This window comes from Xanthobacter sp. 126, from assembly GCF_000526175.1.
Lineage (GTDB): Bacteria > Pseudomonadota > Alphaproteobacteria > Rhizobiales > Xanthobacteraceae > Xanthobacter > Xanthobacter aminoxidans.
Map to the genome: position 1 here is coordinate 2,347,855 of NZ_JAFO01000001.1, position 13,899 is coordinate 2,361,753.

The following is a 13,899-nucleotide window of genomic DNA, read 5'->3' on the forward strand; positions in this document are numbered from 1 at the left end:
CTCAGCGGGGGTGAACGGTTTCGGCGCAGTGCGCCATCCAGGCGGTGGCGAAGCCGGCGGCGAGGGCGATGGAGCGGGAGGCGCCGTTGTGGTCGCCCTTCTCGAAGTCGCCATGTACCCGCCCGAGCTGGTTGGTGACGTGGGCGAGGCACAGCACCGGCTTTCCTTGCGCGTGGGCGAAGGCGTAGAGCGCGGCCGCCTCCATCTCCACCGCCAGCAGGCCCTCGGCCTTGCGACGGGCGATGGCCGCCTCGGTCTCGCGGAAGGGGGCGTCGGTGGTCCAGGTGGCGCCGGTTAGCACCGGTCCCACCGCCTCGCTGCAGGCGGCGCGGGCGATGGTGATCACCTCCGGGTTCGCCGGGGCGAAGGGCGCGGGCGGCAGATAGTGGTAGCTCGTGCCCTCGTCGCGCAGCGCCCGGTCGATGATGATGTGGTAGGAGGGCGGCGCGTGCTCGGCGATCTGCCCGGCGGAGGCCACCGAGATCAAAAGCTCGCAGCCGCAGACGAATGCCTGCTCCGCCACCAGCACGGAGAAGGACGCCCCCACCGCATAGCCGACGATGCCGAAGGAGAGGCCCTCCGCCTCCCAGGTCCACATGTCCGTGTGGTAGCAGGCCCAGTAGGGTGAGCGGACGGCGCCGAAATGCGCGCGCACATAGTCCACCATGTCACCGTCGGGATCGAGCAGCACCACGCGCGGCACCGGGCCGGCGTCGAGCCCTTTCTGGCGGCGCGCCTCGCGCATCATGTTCTCGGGCCGGAACACCGATGGCGCGCGATGGTCCGCCCGCTCGATCAGCGGCAGGAAACCGGAGGGCAGGAAGCCGGAAGGAACAGGCACGGCGCGCATGCGCGAGATGTCGTCGGCTTCGTCGAGGGGCTGCAGCAGCATGGCGATCACTCACATCTTGTTCGGCGCGACGGTGGGCGCGGCGCTCTGGGTCGCGACCCGCAGGAAGGTGGAGACGATGCGGGTGCCGGCGGTCAGGGTGGTGGAGAGGTTGCCGGCGACCTTGGAGACGCCGCCCCTGCGGCGGCGGTAGGCGACGGGAATCTCGACGATGGCGAGCCCCGCGCGGGCGGCGCGCATCTGCATCTCGATGTTCCAGCCGTAGGTGAGTTCGCGCATGCCGAGCCCGACCAGCGCCTCACGGCGGATGGCGCGGAAGGTGCACATGTCCGAATAGGCGACGCCGTAGAGCGCGCGGATGCCGAGGCCCGCCGCGCGCCCCGCCGCCACCTGATGCCAGGCCATGGCGCCGGGCTCGCGCACGCCGCGGGTGCGGGAGGCAATGGCGAAGTCGGCCTTGCCCTCGGCGAGCGGCCTGAGCAGCGCGGGAAGGAAAGCCGGATCATCCGCACCGTCCGCATCCATGAAGACGATGATGTCGGCGTCGCGGGCCTCGCACACGCCTTCAAGGCAGGCGCGGCCGAAGCCGCGGCCGGAGGCGAGCACGGTGGCCCCCGCCGCCGCCGCAATCTCCTGCGTGCCGTCGGTTGAGCCGCCATCGGCGACCACCACGAGATCAACGACGCCGGTGGGAATCTCCGCGAGCGTCGCGGCGATGGCCTCGGCCTCGTTCAGCGTCGGGATGACGAGGGCGACCCTCGGAGCGCCTGCGCGGGCCATCTACAGGCTCCAGCGCAGGCCGCAATTGGCACAGGCGGCAGGCGGCGTTTCGGAGAGGAGGCCGGCGCGGAACGCCTTGTAGGCATCGCCGTGCCAGATGTCGGAGAGGGACTGGGTCGTCGCGTCGCCCAGCGTGTAATTCTCGTAGCCGCGCTGGGAAAAGGGCGCGATGCAGCAGGGCAGGGCCCGTCCGTTGGCGGTGAAATACATCACCGTCCAGGGCCGCCGGCACATGGACCAGGGCGAGCCTTCCTCCGGCCGCTTCAGGCTCATGCCCGGCTCGGAGGCCGCGCCGGAGGCGGAGAAGACCATCCCCAGCTCCGCCGCCACCCGTGCCGCCTCGGCGATATAGGCGGCTTCATCGGTATTGATCTGCTCGTAGAGCGCCTGATCCGGGCGGGCGCGGCCGATGGCTTCCTGTTCGAAGAAGACGAGGCGCTGGAGATAGACTTCCCGCACCCCCAGCTCCGCCGCCACACGCACGAAGTCCGGCAGTTCGGAGATGGTCTCCTTGAGGCCCGTCAGCCAGGCCGAGACGCGGGGATTGGTGTGGCCCTCGCGCTCCTGAAGGTCGCGGAAGGCGCGCACGTTCTTCAGGATGCGATCGAAATAGTTCTTGCCGCGAATGGCGCGGTAGGAATGGGCGTTGGCGGCGTCGAGGGAGACGCGAAGCTCGTCGAGGCCGGCGGCGATCATGGCGCGGCCGTTCTTCTCGGTCAGCACCGTGCCGTTGGTGTTGAACAGCACATAGGTTCCGCGGTCCTTCAAATAGCGGACCATGCGGTCGAGGTCGGGCACCAGCATGGGCTCGCCGACGCCATGCAGTACGCAGCGATCGAGATCGGGGATCTGGTCCACGATGGAGGTGAATAGCTCCCAGCTCATGTCCGCCGGCGGCTCAAGCTCCTCATAGGTGCGCGGGCAGGTGGTGCAGAGCAGGTTGCAGCGGTTCGTGGTCTCCAGATAGAGGCAAACCGGCTTTCGGACCGGCACGCTGGTGCGGTCCGTTTCCGCCCGCTCGAAATAGCGGCGGGAGACGGCGGGCGCGCCGGGGGTGAGAGCGTTCATCGTCAAGATCCGTTGCTGGAAGGGGGAGGCGGCCGCGATCAGGACGCGCGGAGGCAGGGAGGATCGATGTCGGCGACGGGCAGGCCGAGCCGTTCGGCGAGGCGTCCCTGGGCAAGAAGGCGCCGGAGCAGGTCCGTGCTGTTGCGTGCCGCGCCGCGGGCGAGGGGGGCGGTCCCGAAGGGCACGCCGGCGATCAGTTCGCCATGGAGCAGGCGCAGCGCGTGCGCATCGTCCACGTCGTACCAGGGCGGCAGCACATGGACGGGAAGGTCGATCTCGGCGGCGCGCGCCAGCGTCTGCTCGAAGACGCGCTCGGTGCTCCAGTCGATGTCCGCAAACAGGTGCCAGTGCGGCGTCTTCAGGCCGAGCACGTAATAGCCACCGTCCGTGGACGGGCCGAGCACGGCGCGGTCGCCGGGCTGGGCGAGCACGTCGGCAAGTTCCGCGAGCAGGGCAGGGGGCAGCGTCGGGCTGTCAGCATTCAGCACCGCTGCCGCCGGATGTCCGAGGGCGAAGAGGTGGGCGAGGGTCATCGTGAGGCAGGCGCCGAAGCCGGGGGCCACCGCCTCCATCCGCCCGACGCCCGGCGGCAGCACGGCATCGAAGAAATGCGCGGCTCCTGCGGGCCCATAGGCGACATACGCAGAGACCGGCGCCATTCGACCGGCGGCGAGGATGTTGCCCACGATGTCCTGGATGAAGGCGGTGTTGAACGCCGCCGCCTCCGTGGGATCGAGCGGCGGGCAGAGCCGCGTCTTGGTGCGTCCGGGCGCCGACGCCTTCGCCATCACGGCGATGGCGCACAGGTCTCCAGACCCCGGGGCGCGTGTGCGCACGCCCTCGCGCAGGTCGATCATGGCTCGTCCCCGTTCTGGTTTTGCTTGTCTGTGAGTGAATTCGCGGCGGAAGCGGCCCCCGTTACGCCGTTCACGAACGAGTGAACGGAGGATTTGCTTCACACGCCTGCGGCGTCGTCCGCGCCGACCAGGCCGCGCAGGCGCGCGACCTCCATCTCCAGCGCGGCGATGCGCGCCTCACGCTCCTGCAAGGCGGCGGCGACGAGCGCGGCGTCGATCTTCTGCGGGATGTGCTGCGGGCAGTTGATGTCCCAGGCCGAGACCTTGAAAAGCAAGGCACGCTCGGGAATGGCGCCGTAGTCCTCCGGCATCAGGCGCGCCACGAGGTCCGCATCGCCCTCCACCACGGAGAGCTCGCCCCACACCTTGATGCGGCGGCGGTGGGTGTAGTCCATCAGGAAGAGGAAGGCCTTCGGGTTTTCCGAGACATTGCCGACCGTAATGTACTGCCGGTTGCCGCTGAAATCCGCCATGCCGAGGGTGCGCGCGTCCAGCACGCGGATGAAGCCCTTCGGCCCGCCGCGATGCTGCACATAGGGCTGGCCGGCCGCGTTCGCGGTGGCGAGGAAGGCGGTGTCGATCCCGCCGAGGAACTGCACGAAATCCGGCGTCAGCTCCGTGCGGAAACCGCCGCGCGCCTCGACGCGGGCATAGGCCTGGCGCGAGCCGCGCGCCTGCTGCGCCGCCTTCACCGCCGGCGTGAAGGCGACATCGCTGGAGGGCGTGATTGCAAGGGGTTCGGACATGGCAGCCTCCTTCGGAAAACACGAGGTGCCGGGTCCCCGGAGGGGCCCGGCTGTGAGGCTTCGGCTGGCACTCGCCTGCGCTCCGCCGTTTGAGGGGCGGTTCGTCCGGCGGAGCGCGTTCGGATGCCGGCCGCAGGCCTCAGGCGGCCCGCGGCGTGCCGGAGCGCACCACGGGAAAGTCGATCTCGGTGCCGGCGACATTGTTGAGGTAGTTGGTGAAGATGTTCACGGCGACATGCGCGACCACTTCCACCAGCGCGCCGTCATCGAGGCCGGCGGCGCGGGCGGCGGCAAGGTCCGCATCGCTCACCTGGCCACGCTTGGCGACCACTGCGCGGGCGAAGGCGAGGGCGCCTTCCGCCTTGCTGTCCGCCGCGCGACCGGCGCGGGCGAGGGTGATATCGGCGTCGGAGAGGCCGGCGCCCTTGCCGATAAGGCTGTGGGCGGAGAGGCAATAGTCGCAGCCGTTCACCTCGGCGACGGCGATGGCGAGGCTTTCGCGCGTCTTTGCCGGCAGTGCGCCAGAGCCCAGCGCGCCCGACAGGCCGATGAGGCCTTCCAGAGCGGCGGGCGCGTTGGCGGCGACCTTGAACAGGTTCGGCGTGGCGCCGAACTTCGCCTGGACGGCGGAGAGCAGGTCCTTCGCTTTGCCGGTGGTGGTGGCGGGGTCGAGGGCCGGGATGCGGCTGGAAGAGTGGTTCACGGGGGCGCCTTTCGCGTTTCGCTTCGGGCCGGCGTTTGTTCGCGGCTCGGTGAGGAATAGCTAGGGCTTCCCGCTCTTGTGCAGAATGGCTATAATCTGAAAGCTATTGTTTCACTTTATGAAATTGAGCGATGGACCGCATCGACGCCATGACCGCCTTCGTCGCCGCGCTGGACGAAGGGAGCCTTGCCGGCGCGGCGCGGCGGCTCGGGCGCTCGCCGGCGGCTATCACGCGCGCGGTGGCGCTGCTGGAGGAGCGGCTGGGCACGCGCCTCCTTAACCGCACCACGCGCGCGCTGCACCTCACCAAGGCGGGCGAGCGCTATCTCGCCGCCTGCCGCGCCATCCTCGCCGAGCTCGCCGAGGCGGATCAGCTCGCGGCGGGCGAGCGCACCGACCCGCGCGGCCTGCTCTCCTTGACTGCGCCCGTCACCTTCGGCCGGCTGCATGTGGCGCCGCTGGTGGAGGACCTCCTGGAGGCGAACCCGAAGCTGGAAGCGCGCCTGCTGCTGGTGGATCGTGTGGTGAGCCTGATCGACGAAGGCCACGACGCGGCGGTGCGCATCGGCCATCTGCCGGATTCCAGCCTCGTCGCGACACGGGTGGGGGAGGTGCGCCGAGTGGTCTGCGCCAGCCCCGCCTATCTCGCCGCCAATGGCGTGCCGCTCGTGCCGGCGGACCTCGCTAGCCACCGGATCGTCTCCTTCTCCCAGATCACCGACAATTCCATCTGGAGCTTCGCGCCCGGTCCCGGCGGCGGCTCGCGCAAGCAGGTGACGGTGCGCCCGCATTATGTGGTCAACGGCGCCGAGGCGGCCATCGATGCCGCCGTGCGCGGCCGCGGCATTACGCGGGTGCTCTCCTATCAGGTGGAGGAGGCGGTGGCCGCCGGGCGCCTCGCCTTGCTGCTGGAGGAGTATGAAGGCCCGCCCTTGCCGGTGGCCATCGTCTATCCCGAGGCGCGCCTGCCGGCCGCGAAGCTGCGGGCCTTCGTGACGTTCACCGTGCCCCGCCTGCGAAACCGGCTCGCCGCCTTGCCGGTGTCATCCGCCGCAAAAAATCTCTCCGGTCGGGAATAAACCGGCGCGCTCCCCGGTCTTGGCCCATGTGGGACGCCCTGAGACGACGCCCACGCCTCGGCCGGCGCCGCCCCATGCGGGCGCGCGGTCGCAGCGCCGGCAGCACCCGGCGCCATGCGGAGAGATCCATGAGTAGACACGAACGGCCGTCTTCCGAGACCGCTCCCCGGCCTGACGCCGACGGCATCGACCGGCGCGGCTTCCTTGAATGCATGACCTGGGCCGGAACCGGCATCCTGTGGTCCATGTCCGGCGGCGTCGCGAGCGGTGTCGGCCTCGGGCGCGCGCTTGCGGCCGAGCCGCCGAAGGCCCTGACCTTCCTGCAGATTTCCGACAGCCATGTGGGCTTCGACAAGGCCGCCAATCCGGACGCGCTCGGCACCCTGCGGGAGGCGGTGGCCCGTATCCGGACGCTGAAGGAGAAGCCCGCCTTCATGATCCACACCGGCGATATCAGCCACCTGTCCAAGGACAAGGAATTCGACGACGCCGACCAGATCATCAAGGAGGCCGGCATCCCCGTCTTCTACGTGCCGGGCGAGCACGACCTGCTCGACGATGGCCAGGGCAAGGCCTATCTCGACCGCTACGGCAAGGGCGCGAAGGGCGCCGGCTGGTACAGCTACGACCATGGCGGCGTGCATTTCATCGCGCTGGTGAACGTGGTGAACCTGAAGGCCGGCGGCCTCGGCAATCTCGGGGCCGAGCAGCTGGAATGGCTGGAGAACGACGTCGCCGGCCTGCCGTCCTCGACCCCCCTGGTGGTGTTCGCCCACATCCCGCTCTGGACCGTCTATCCCGAATGGGGCTGGGGCACAGCCGATGGGCTGGAAGCGCTGTCCTATCTGAAAAGGTTCGGCTCGGTGACGGTGCTCAACGGGCACATCCATCAGGTGATGCAGAAGGTGGAGGGCAACGTCTCTTTCCACACCGCACGGTCCACGGCCTTCCCGCAGCCCGCCCCTGGCACCGCGCCTTCGCCTGGGCCGCTGAAGCTGCCGGCGGGCGAGCTGAGGAAGAATCTCGGCATCGCGACGGTCAATTTCGTCCGCGGCTCCGAGCCGCTCGCCATCATCGACACGCCGCTCGAAGGCTGAGGCGTCGTTCGCCCGCCTCGTTACGGCCGGCTGCGGCCGGCGCCGTCCCACAAGGAGCTTTCCCGTGAATCCGCTCGGTCTTCTCATCCCGCCGCAGGCCGCGGCGCTCGCCCTCTGCCTCGCCCTCGGCGCTCTCGCGACGCCCGCCGCCGCCGAGGAAGTGACGGTCAGCATCGACAATTTTACCTTCACGCCGGCCGAAGTCACCGTGACGCCGGGCACCACTGTGACCTGGATCAACAATGACGATATTCCCCACACGGTGGTGGACAAGAAGCAGGCATTCCGGTCAAAGGCTCTCGATACGGAAGGCAAATTCTCCTTCACCTTCACGAATGCGGGAGATTACTCGTATTTCTGTTCCCTTCACCCGCATATGGTCGGAAAGGTCATCGTGAAAGCGGGCGGCTGATGCTCGGTCCGGGGCGGCTGCGGCCGCCTCCTCCATCCGGAACGGACATGGAATGATCTCGATTGCGCTCTTCCCGCAGGCATACGCGCGTTCTTGGCGGGTCCCCGCCGCGGGCGGCAGGCGCGGCGTCTTCGCCGCCGTCGCGGATGCGATGCGCGTGCTCTTCGCCGTGGCCGCGGCATCGCTGGAGGGCGCTGCTCGAACCGAGGAGGCGCGGCCCGGTCGGCGGCTGACCGCGACGGAGGCGGCGCACTTCCGCGCCAGCATGCTGCCCCATCTCGACGCCGCCTATACCCTTGCCCGCTATCTCACCCGCGATGCGGATGCCGCGCAGGATATCGTGCAGGACGCCTATCTGCGCGCTTATCGCGCCTTCGCCGATTTCAAGGGCGGCAGCGCGCGGGCATGGCTGCTCGCCATCGTGCGCAATTGCCATCTCACCTGGCGCGATCTGAGGCGTCGCGAGATGCAGCGCCGCGCGCCGGACGCGGTGGCCGCAGAAGACGGCGGCGACGCGGACGACGCGCTAGATCTGCTGGTGGACGGCGAGACGCCGGAAACCATCCTGCTGCGCCGTTCGCAGGCCGACCGGGTGCGAGGCACGCTCGAACTGTTGCCTGAGCCCCTGCGCGAGGTGCTGGTGCTGCGCGAGCTGGATGAACTCTCCTATCGCGAGATCGCCGAAGTTGCCGGCGTGCCGGTGGGCACGGTCATGTCGCGCCTGTCCCGCGCGCGGCGTCATTTCGCTGATCTGTGGGAGCGCGTTGCCGCCGGTCCGGAGGCGGTGCGATGAGCGAAGGTACGGATCGCACACCGGAGCCCTGCGCCGACTGGGACACGCGGCTCAATTCCTACCTCGACGGAGAACTCGACGCCGTTCACGTCCTGGAGGTGGAGCGGCATCTGGCATCCTGTCCGGGCTGCGCCGCGCACCTGCGGCGGCTGGAAAACACGCACATGCTTCTCGCCTCCGGGGAGGCACGCTGGCCGGTGCCGGAGGGGCTGCGCGAGAGCGTGGTCGCCGCCCTCGCGGCGGAGGCGGCCTATGCCGCGCCGGCGGCGGCCTGGAGCCCGGCGACGCTGTGGCGCCGCCTGTGGGGCGACGCGGGGCGCACCGTGATGCGCGAACGGTTCGCGCGGTGGAGCCTCGTGCCCTCCCTCGCGGTGCTCGCAGTGGCTCTCTTCATCGCCGTGCTGCCGCCGCGCGGGGGCGCCCTGGAGGACGAACTGGTTGCCGGCCATGTCCGATCCCTGCTCGCCGATCATCTCACCGACGTGGCGTCGTCCAAACAGCACACGGTGAAGCCGTGGTTCGGCGGCCGGATCGATTTCTCCCCGCCGGTGGTGGACCTCGCCGCACGCGGCTTTCCGCTCGTGGGCGGGCGCCTCGATTATGTGGGGGGACGGGTGGTCGCTGCGCTCGTCTATCGCCGCAATGGCCATGTCATCAACGTCTTCGTCTGGCCGGGCGCATCCGGCGCGCACACGGTGAAGGGCCGCGACGGCTACACGCTCATGGGCTGGAGCGAGGCGGGGCTGTCCTATTGGGCGGTGTCCGACCTCAATCCGGTGGAGCTGAAGGAGTTTCAGGAAGATTTCACCGAGGCACTGCCGAAGTAGCGCGGCTCACCCTCACGGATCGAGGGCTGCAAGAGCCGGCTTCACCACCCCTTCCAGCAGCTCACGACCGGGCTGCAGGCGCGCCAGCACCCGGAGGCCAAGGTGGACGCCGAGGAGCATGCGCGCCAGTTCCTGCGCGGTCTCCCGGTTCTGGATCGTGCCGTCCGTGCGGCCGGCCTCGATGCGGCGGGTGAGGAAGGCCTCCACCTCGCCGAGGGAGGCGAGCGCGGCGGCGCGCAGTTCGGGGTCGTGCGGCCCCATCTCCACCGCCGCGTTCACCACGAAACAGCCCTTCATCTCGGGGTCGTCCAAGGCGCGCTCCAGCGTCTCCCGGAAGAAGGAGGATATGGCGTCGCGCGGGGCTATGTCCGGTGCCTCCAGCCGGCGGATGCGTTCCGCCATGCTGTGGCTGGCGTAGCGCTCCAGCGCTTTCTCATAGAGCGTGCGCTTGTCGCCGAAGGCGTTGTAGAGGCTGGCGCCGGTCAGGCCCATGGAGGAGGCGAGATCGCGCACTGAGGTCGCCTCGTAGCCGCGGGTCCAGAAGCAGCGCAGCGCAGCGTCCAATACCTCGCCCTCGTCGAACGCCCTCGGCCGCGCCATGGTCCCCTGTCTTTCCCGCTTATTTCCGCCTCGACACCCGGCGCAGCGTAACCTGCGCCGGGGGAGGCGTCATCCGGCCTAGCGTGCGGTCTGGCCGAACAGGATCTTCTTGCCTTCCTCGGTCACCGTCGGTCGCTTGGTGAAGGGCTCGCCCTTCGCATAGGCCGCGATGGTCGCCGGGCGCGCCGCCACCGCCTCGAACCAGCGCTTCAGGTTCGGGAAGGTGTCGAGATCCTGCTGCTGGCGCTGATGCGGCACGATCCAGGGGTAGATGGCCATGTCGGCGATGGAATACTCCTCGCCCGCCACATTCGCGCTCTTGCCGAGGCGCGTGTTGAGCACGCCGTAGAGACGGTTCGTCTCCTTCACGTAGCGCTCCATGGCATAGGGGATGCGCTCCGGCGCGTACTGGACGAAATGGTGGTTCTGCCCGGCCATGGGACCCAGCCCGCCCACCTGCCAGAACAGCCATTCCAGCACGCTCTTGCGGCCGCGCACGTCGGTGGGAACGAAGCGGCCGGTCTTCTCCGCGAGATAGAGCAGGATGGCGCCGGATTCGAACACCGAGATGGCCGCGCCACCATCGGTGGGGGCATGGTCGACGATGGCCGGCATGCGGTTGTTGGGGGCGATGGCCAGAAAATCCGGTTTGAATTGATCGCCTGCGCTGATGTCGACTGGGATAATGGTGTAGTCGATGCCCGTTTCTTCGAGAAACATCGTGATCTTGTGACCGTTCGGGGTCGGCCAATAATGCAGGTCGATCATTCTGGATCATCCATGACATGTGATGCCGCTGCCGAGATCTGGCATGCAGCAGTATTTTGCGATTTGGACAGCTTGCGCAGGTGCCCGATGCGTGCATTCTATATCAGTCGTTCTAAAACGCAAACGTGCCCGCTTCGGCGGCTGCCAGCGAAGGGTGATCCCGTTGATCCGCTTCTATTTCCATCCCACGCCCAACCCGGCCAAGGTCGCGCTCTTCCTGGAAGAGACGGGCCTTCCCTACGAGGTCGTCCCGGTGGACACCGCCAAGGGCGAGCAGCACCTGCCGGCGTTCCGCGCCATCAATCCCAACGGCAAGGTGCCGGCCATCGTCGATACGGACGGGCCGGGCGGCGGCGAGGCGCGGGTGTTTGATTCCACCGCGATCCTAATTTATCTCGCGGAGAAGACCGGCCGTTTTGGCGGAGATCCCAAGGACCGGCCGGAGTTGCTCTCCTGGCTGCTGTTCCTCGCCAGCGGCCTCGGGCCGTTCTCCGGTCAGGCGGTGCATTTCCAGGACGCCGCGCCCGAGGGGCTCGGCTATGCCGTGAACCGTTACCGGCGCGAGGCGGAGCGGCACTATCAGGTGCTCGACGACCTGCTCGCCACCCGCCCCTACATCACAGGCAAGGACTACACCATCGCCGACATGTCGGCCTGGGGGTGGATCCTTCGTGCGGCGCGTGTGCTGAAGGGCGAGGACGATCCCCTGGCGCGCTTCCCGCACATCAAGCGCTGGTTCGCCGAGATCGACGCCCGCCCCGCCGCCGCCCGCGCCCGCGCGGTGGGCACCGATCATGCCTTCAAACCCATGGGCGATGGGGAATCCCGCAAGGCGCTCTTCCCCTCCAACTATCCGCCGGCAGCGGAGTGAAGGGGCAGGCAACGCCATGAAGATCAAGGGAAAGCGAATCCTCCTCACCGGCGGATCGAGCGGCATCGGCCGCGCCATCGCCACCGCTCTGGCGGTAGACGGCGCGCGCCTCGCGCTCACCGGCCGCCGGCCGGACGTGTTGGCGGAGGCGGTCGGCTCACTCAAGGCGTCCGGAGCCGAGGTCCACGGCATCTCCGGCGATGTGACCGATCCCGCGGACCGTGCCGCCATGCTAAACGGCGCGGTGGCGGCCCTGGGCGGCCTCGACATCCTCATCAACAATGCCGGCGGCGTGCGCGCCGGCCGGCTGGAGGAGACGAGCGAGGCCGACATCCGCGCCATGATCGAGGTGGACCTGATCGCGCCCATCCTCCTCACCCGCGCCGCGCTGCCGGCGCTGCGAGCGAGCGGGGAGGGACTGATCGTGGACATCACCTCCGCCATCGCGCTCATCGGCATGCCGTTCTACGCCACCTATGCGGCGGCGAAGGCTGGCCTCGCGCGCTTCGACGAGGCGCTCAGGCGGGAACTGGCGGGAGAAGGCGTGCGCGTCCTCACCGTCTATCCCGGCGCCACCGACACGCCGATGATGCGCAGCAGCCGGGCCGGTCCGGGGGGCGGCTTCAGCCGCGAGCCGGCCGAGGCGGTGGCTGAAGCGGTCGTGGCTGGCATCGCGGCCGATGCCTTCGAGGTGGTGCGCGGCGGGGAGGCGCGGGCGCAGATGATCGCCCTCAACCGCACCGACCCGCTCGCCCTAGATGCCCGCTTCGCCACCCTGAAGGATGCCCTCGGCGAAGCCGTGCGCGACCACGCCGCCCTCTAGGCGCTCACGCCTCCACGCCGATGCCACGTCGCTCTGCCGGTCGATCCCCGACAGGGCGGCGGTGGTGCCGACCCGCTCCGGTTATCAGCGCATTGAGGTCGTCCACCGTCCGACATCAGCGACATTTATTCCGGCATCCTGTTGGTGCTCCAGCGACAAAGAGCGACCGCGCTTCCACCACATGCCGGGACCAAAGAGAACATATTGCGAACTGAGAACAAAAAGGGTACAAACACAGCGTTCTTAATTCCCCTTGCACCCGCACCGGAGCGCGGCGATGACTCAGGCGACACTCCGACTCGTCGAAGGTTCTTCCATGGACAAGACCAAGGCGCTGGATGCCGCGCTCTCGCAGATCGAGCGGCATTTCGGCAAGGGCTCCATCATGCGGCTCGGCAAGGGCGGGAAAGCCCTTGAGATCGAGAGCATTCCCACCGGTTCGCTGGGGCTCGACATCGCACTGGGCATCGGCGGCCTGCCCAAGGGACGCGTCGTGGAGATCTACGGGCCCGAATCCTCGGGCAAGACCACGCTCGCGCTTCACACGATCGCCGAATCGCAGAAGCGCGGGGGCACCTGCGCCTTCATCGACGCCGAGCACGCGCTGGACCCGATCTATGCCCGCAAGCTGGGCGTGAACCTTGACGACCTGCTTATCTCCCAGCCCGACGCCGGCGAGCAGGCGCTGGAGATCGCCGACACGCTGGTGCGCTCTGGCGCGGTCGACGTGCTGGTGGTCGATTCGGTGGCGGCCCTCACCCCCCGGGCCGAACTCGACGGCGAGATGGGCGACAACCAGCCGGGCCTTCAGGCCCGCCTCATGAGCCAGGCGCTGCGCAAGCTCACGGCCTCCATCTCCAAGTCCAACACCATGGTCATCTTCATCAACCAGATCCGGATGAAGATTGGCGTGATGTATGGCTCGCCGGAGACCACCACAGGTGGCAACGCGCTGAAGTTCTATGCCTCGATCCGCCTCGACATCCGCCGCATCGGCGCCATCAAGGAACGCGACGAGGTGGTGGGCAACCAGACCCGCGTGAAGGTGGTGAAGAACAAGCTGGCGCCGCCGTTCAAGCAGGTCGAGTTCGACATCATGTATGGCGAGGGTGTCTCCAAGACGGGCGAGTTGCTCGATCTCGGCGTCAAGGCCGGCGTGGTGGAGAAGTCCGGAGCCTGGTTCTCCCACGACAGCCAGCGCCTGGGGCAGGGTCGCGAGAACGCCAAGACCTTCCTGAAGCAGAACCAGGAGATCGCCGGGCGTATCGAGGCCGCTATCCGCCAGAATGCCGGCCTCATCGCCGAGAAGATCCTCGCCGGCGATCCGGAGGAGGACGCCGAGGGGTCCGCCGCCGACGCCTGATGCGCCGGGCGCGGACGTCGCCTTGACGGATTTCGGTGCGGGCGGGGGCCGGATGGTCTCCGCCCGTTTCGTCTTGCGCCCTCGCGTTTCTGGACAAGCGGCGGGCCCATCGTTAAACGAACCCGGTTCCGCCGGCCGCATCGGTCGAGGGAACCGCGCGACACCCGAGGGATGGCCCCAAGCTCGGCCCGAGGCGCTGGCGCGCGCAGCGATCACCAGAGCCGGCCGCCGCAAGGCCCGGCCTCCGAGGGACAGTGCCGGC

At 68.7% G+C, this 13,899-nt stretch carries 16 protein-coding genes; 8 read left to right on the forward strand and 8 right to left on the reverse strand.

Features of this window, described 5'->3' with window-relative positions; translation table 11 throughout:
• Position 1 precedes the first annotated feature (1 nt).
• From XAN126_RS0111240 to XAN126_RS0111265, 6 genes are all read right to left on the reverse strand, one after another.
• The gene (locus tag XAN126_RS0111240; protein ID WP_081762827.1) at positions 2-892 is read right to left on the reverse strand and encodes a nucleoside phosphorylase; all 891 of its coding nucleotides are present in this window, start codon (positions 890-892) and stop codon (positions 2-4) included.
• A 9-nt stretch (positions 893-901) separates the two neighbouring features.
• The gene (locus XAN126_RS0111245) at positions 902-1,630 is read right to left on the reverse strand and encodes a glycosyltransferase family 2 protein (RefSeq protein ID WP_024278695.1); all 729 of its coding nucleotides are present in this window, start codon (positions 1,628-1,630) and stop codon (positions 902-904) included.
• Positions 1,631-2,698 carry a radical SAM protein gene (locus XAN126_RS0111250; RefSeq protein ID WP_024278696.1) on the reverse strand — a complete coding sequence of 356 codons (1,068 nt, stop codon included), beginning with the start codon at positions 2,696-2,698 and terminating at the stop codon, positions 1,631-1,633. It abuts the gene before it with no gap.
• Between the two features lie 38 nt (positions 2,699-2,736).
• Complete coding sequence (locus XAN126_RS0111255; protein ID WP_051460591.1) at positions 2,737-3,555, reverse strand: TIGR04282 family arsenosugar biosynthesis glycosyltransferase; 819 nt, start codon at positions 3,553-3,555, stop codon at positions 2,737-2,739.
• Between the two features lie 98 nt (positions 3,556-3,653).
• Positions 3,654-4,301, reverse strand: a complete 648-nt coding sequence (locus tag XAN126_RS0111260; protein ID WP_024278698.1) for a pyridoxamine 5'-phosphate oxidase family protein — start codon at positions 4,299-4,301, stop codon at positions 3,654-3,656.
• A gap of 139 nt (positions 4,302-4,440) precedes the next feature.
• Complete coding sequence (locus tag XAN126_RS0111265) at positions 4,441-5,004, reverse strand: carboxymuconolactone decarboxylase family protein (protein WP_024278699.1); 564 nt, start codon at positions 5,002-5,004, stop codon at positions 4,441-4,443.
• Between the two features lie 131 nt (positions 5,005-5,135).
• On the opposite strand from XAN126_RS0111265, the gene XAN126_RS0111270 reads away from it, so the two are divergent.
• From XAN126_RS0111270 to XAN126_RS0111290, 5 genes are all read left to right on the forward strand, one after another.
• Positions 5,136-6,083, forward strand: a complete 948-nt coding sequence (locus XAN126_RS0111270) for a LysR family transcriptional regulator (RefSeq protein WP_024278700.1) — start codon at positions 5,136-5,138, stop codon at positions 6,081-6,083.
• A gap of 128 nt (positions 6,084-6,211) precedes the next feature.
• On the forward strand, positions 6,212-7,180 hold the full coding sequence (locus XAN126_RS0111275; protein ID WP_024278701.1) for a metallophosphoesterase: 969 nt from the start codon (positions 6,212-6,214) through the stop codon (positions 7,178-7,180).
• Between the two features lie 64 nt (positions 7,181-7,244).
• Complete coding sequence (locus tag XAN126_RS0111280; RefSeq protein WP_024278702.1) at positions 7,245-7,592, forward strand: cupredoxin family copper-binding protein; 348 nt, start codon at positions 7,245-7,247, stop codon at positions 7,590-7,592.
• Between the two features lie 157 nt (positions 7,593-7,749).
• Positions 7,750-8,385, forward strand: coding sequence for a sigma-70 family RNA polymerase sigma factor (locus XAN126_RS0111285; protein ID WP_245272243.1), 636 nt, complete (start codon positions 7,750-7,752; stop codon positions 8,383-8,385).
• The gene (locus tag XAN126_RS0111290; RefSeq protein WP_024278704.1) at positions 8,382-9,212 is read left to right on the forward strand and encodes an anti-sigma factor; all 831 of its coding nucleotides are present in this window, start codon (positions 8,382-8,384) and stop codon (positions 9,210-9,212) included. Before XAN126_RS0111285 ends, XAN126_RS0111290 begins: the two co-directional genes overlap by 4 nt.
• A 12-nt stretch (positions 9,213-9,224) precedes the next feature.
• Here XAN126_RS0111290 and XAN126_RS0111295 read toward each other — a convergent pair whose 3' ends face one another.
• Complete coding sequence (locus XAN126_RS0111295; RefSeq protein ID WP_024278705.1) at positions 9,225-9,812, reverse strand: TetR/AcrR family transcriptional regulator; 588 nt, start codon at positions 9,810-9,812, stop codon at positions 9,225-9,227.
• A gap of 78 nt (positions 9,813-9,890) precedes the next feature.
• Positions 9,891-10,580 (reverse strand): glutathione binding-like protein, encoded by a 690-nt coding sequence (locus tag XAN126_RS0111300; protein WP_024278706.1) that lies wholly within the window; start codon positions 10,578-10,580, stop codon positions 9,891-9,893.
• Positions 10,581-10,743: 163 nt separating this feature from the next.
• Here XAN126_RS0111300 and XAN126_RS0111305 point away from each other — a divergent pair, with 163 nt between their 5' ends.
• The 3 genes from XAN126_RS0111305 to recA all read left to right on the forward strand — a co-directional run bounded on the left by XAN126_RS0111305 (position 10,744) and on the right by recA (position 13,637).
• Positions 10,744-11,451, forward strand: a complete 708-nt coding sequence (locus XAN126_RS0111305; RefSeq protein WP_024278707.1) for a glutathione S-transferase N-terminal domain-containing protein — start codon at positions 10,744-10,746, stop codon at positions 11,449-11,451.
• Positions 11,452-11,467: 16 nt separating this feature from the next.
• Entirely contained in the window at positions 11,468-12,274 is an 807-nt protein-coding gene (locus tag XAN126_RS0111310; RefSeq protein WP_024278708.1) for an SDR family oxidoreductase, read from the forward strand.
• A gap of 277 nt (positions 12,275-12,551) precedes the next feature.
• Positions 12,552-13,637: a recombinase RecA gene (gene recA, locus XAN126_RS0111315; protein WP_029558818.1), complete on the forward strand. Its 1,086-nt coding sequence runs from the start codon at positions 12,552-12,554 to the stop codon at positions 13,635-13,637.
• Positions 13,638-13,899: the final 262 nt, after the last annotated feature.

What these genes read in the sequence shown, in the direction of transcription:
- XAN126_RS0111240 (WP_081762827.1), bottom strand. Translation starts at nt 892, where the DNA reads ATGCTGCTGCAGCCCCTCGACGAAGCCGACGACATCTCGCGCATGCGC.
- XAN126_RS0111245 (WP_024278695.1), bottom strand. Translation starts at nt 1,630, where the DNA reads ATGGCCCGCGCAGGCGCTCCGAGGGTCGCCCTCGTCATCCCGACGCTG.
- XAN126_RS0111250 (WP_024278696.1), bottom strand. Translation starts at nt 2,698, where the DNA reads ATGAACGCTCTCACCCCCGGCGCGCCCGCCGTCTCCCGCCGCTATTTC.
- XAN126_RS0111255 (WP_051460591.1), bottom strand. Translation starts at nt 3,555, where the DNA reads ATGATCGACCTGCGCGAGGGCGTGCGCACACGCGCCCCGGGGTCTGGA.
- XAN126_RS0111260 (WP_024278698.1), bottom strand. Translation starts at nt 4,301, where the DNA reads ATGTCCGAACCCCTTGCAATCACGCCCTCCAGCGATGTCGCCTTCACG.
- XAN126_RS0111270 (WP_024278700.1), top strand. Translation starts at nt 5,136, where the DNA reads ATGGACCGCATCGACGCCATGACCGCCTTCGTCGCCGCGCTGGACGAA.
- XAN126_RS0111275 (WP_024278701.1), top strand. Translation starts at nt 6,212, where the DNA reads ATGAGTAGACACGAACGGCCGTCTTCCGAGACCGCTCCCCGGCCTGAC.
- XAN126_RS0111290 (WP_024278704.1), top strand. Translation starts at nt 8,382, where the DNA reads ATGAGCGAAGGTACGGATCGCACACCGGAGCCCTGCGCCGACTGGGAC.
- XAN126_RS0111295 (WP_024278705.1), bottom strand. Translation starts at nt 9,812, where the DNA reads ATGGCGCGGCCGAGGGCGTTCGACGAGGGCGAGGTATTGGACGCTGCG.
- XAN126_RS0111300 (WP_024278706.1), bottom strand. Translation starts at nt 10,580, where the DNA reads ATGATCGACCTGCATTATTGGCCGACCCCGAACGGTCACAAGATCACG.
- XAN126_RS0111310 (WP_024278708.1), top strand. Translation starts at nt 11,468, where the DNA reads ATGAAGATCAAGGGAAAGCGAATCCTCCTCACCGGCGGATCGAGCGGC.
- recA (WP_029558818.1), top strand. Translation starts at nt 12,552, where the DNA reads ATGACTCAGGCGACACTCCGACTCGTCGAAGGTTCTTCCATGGACAAG.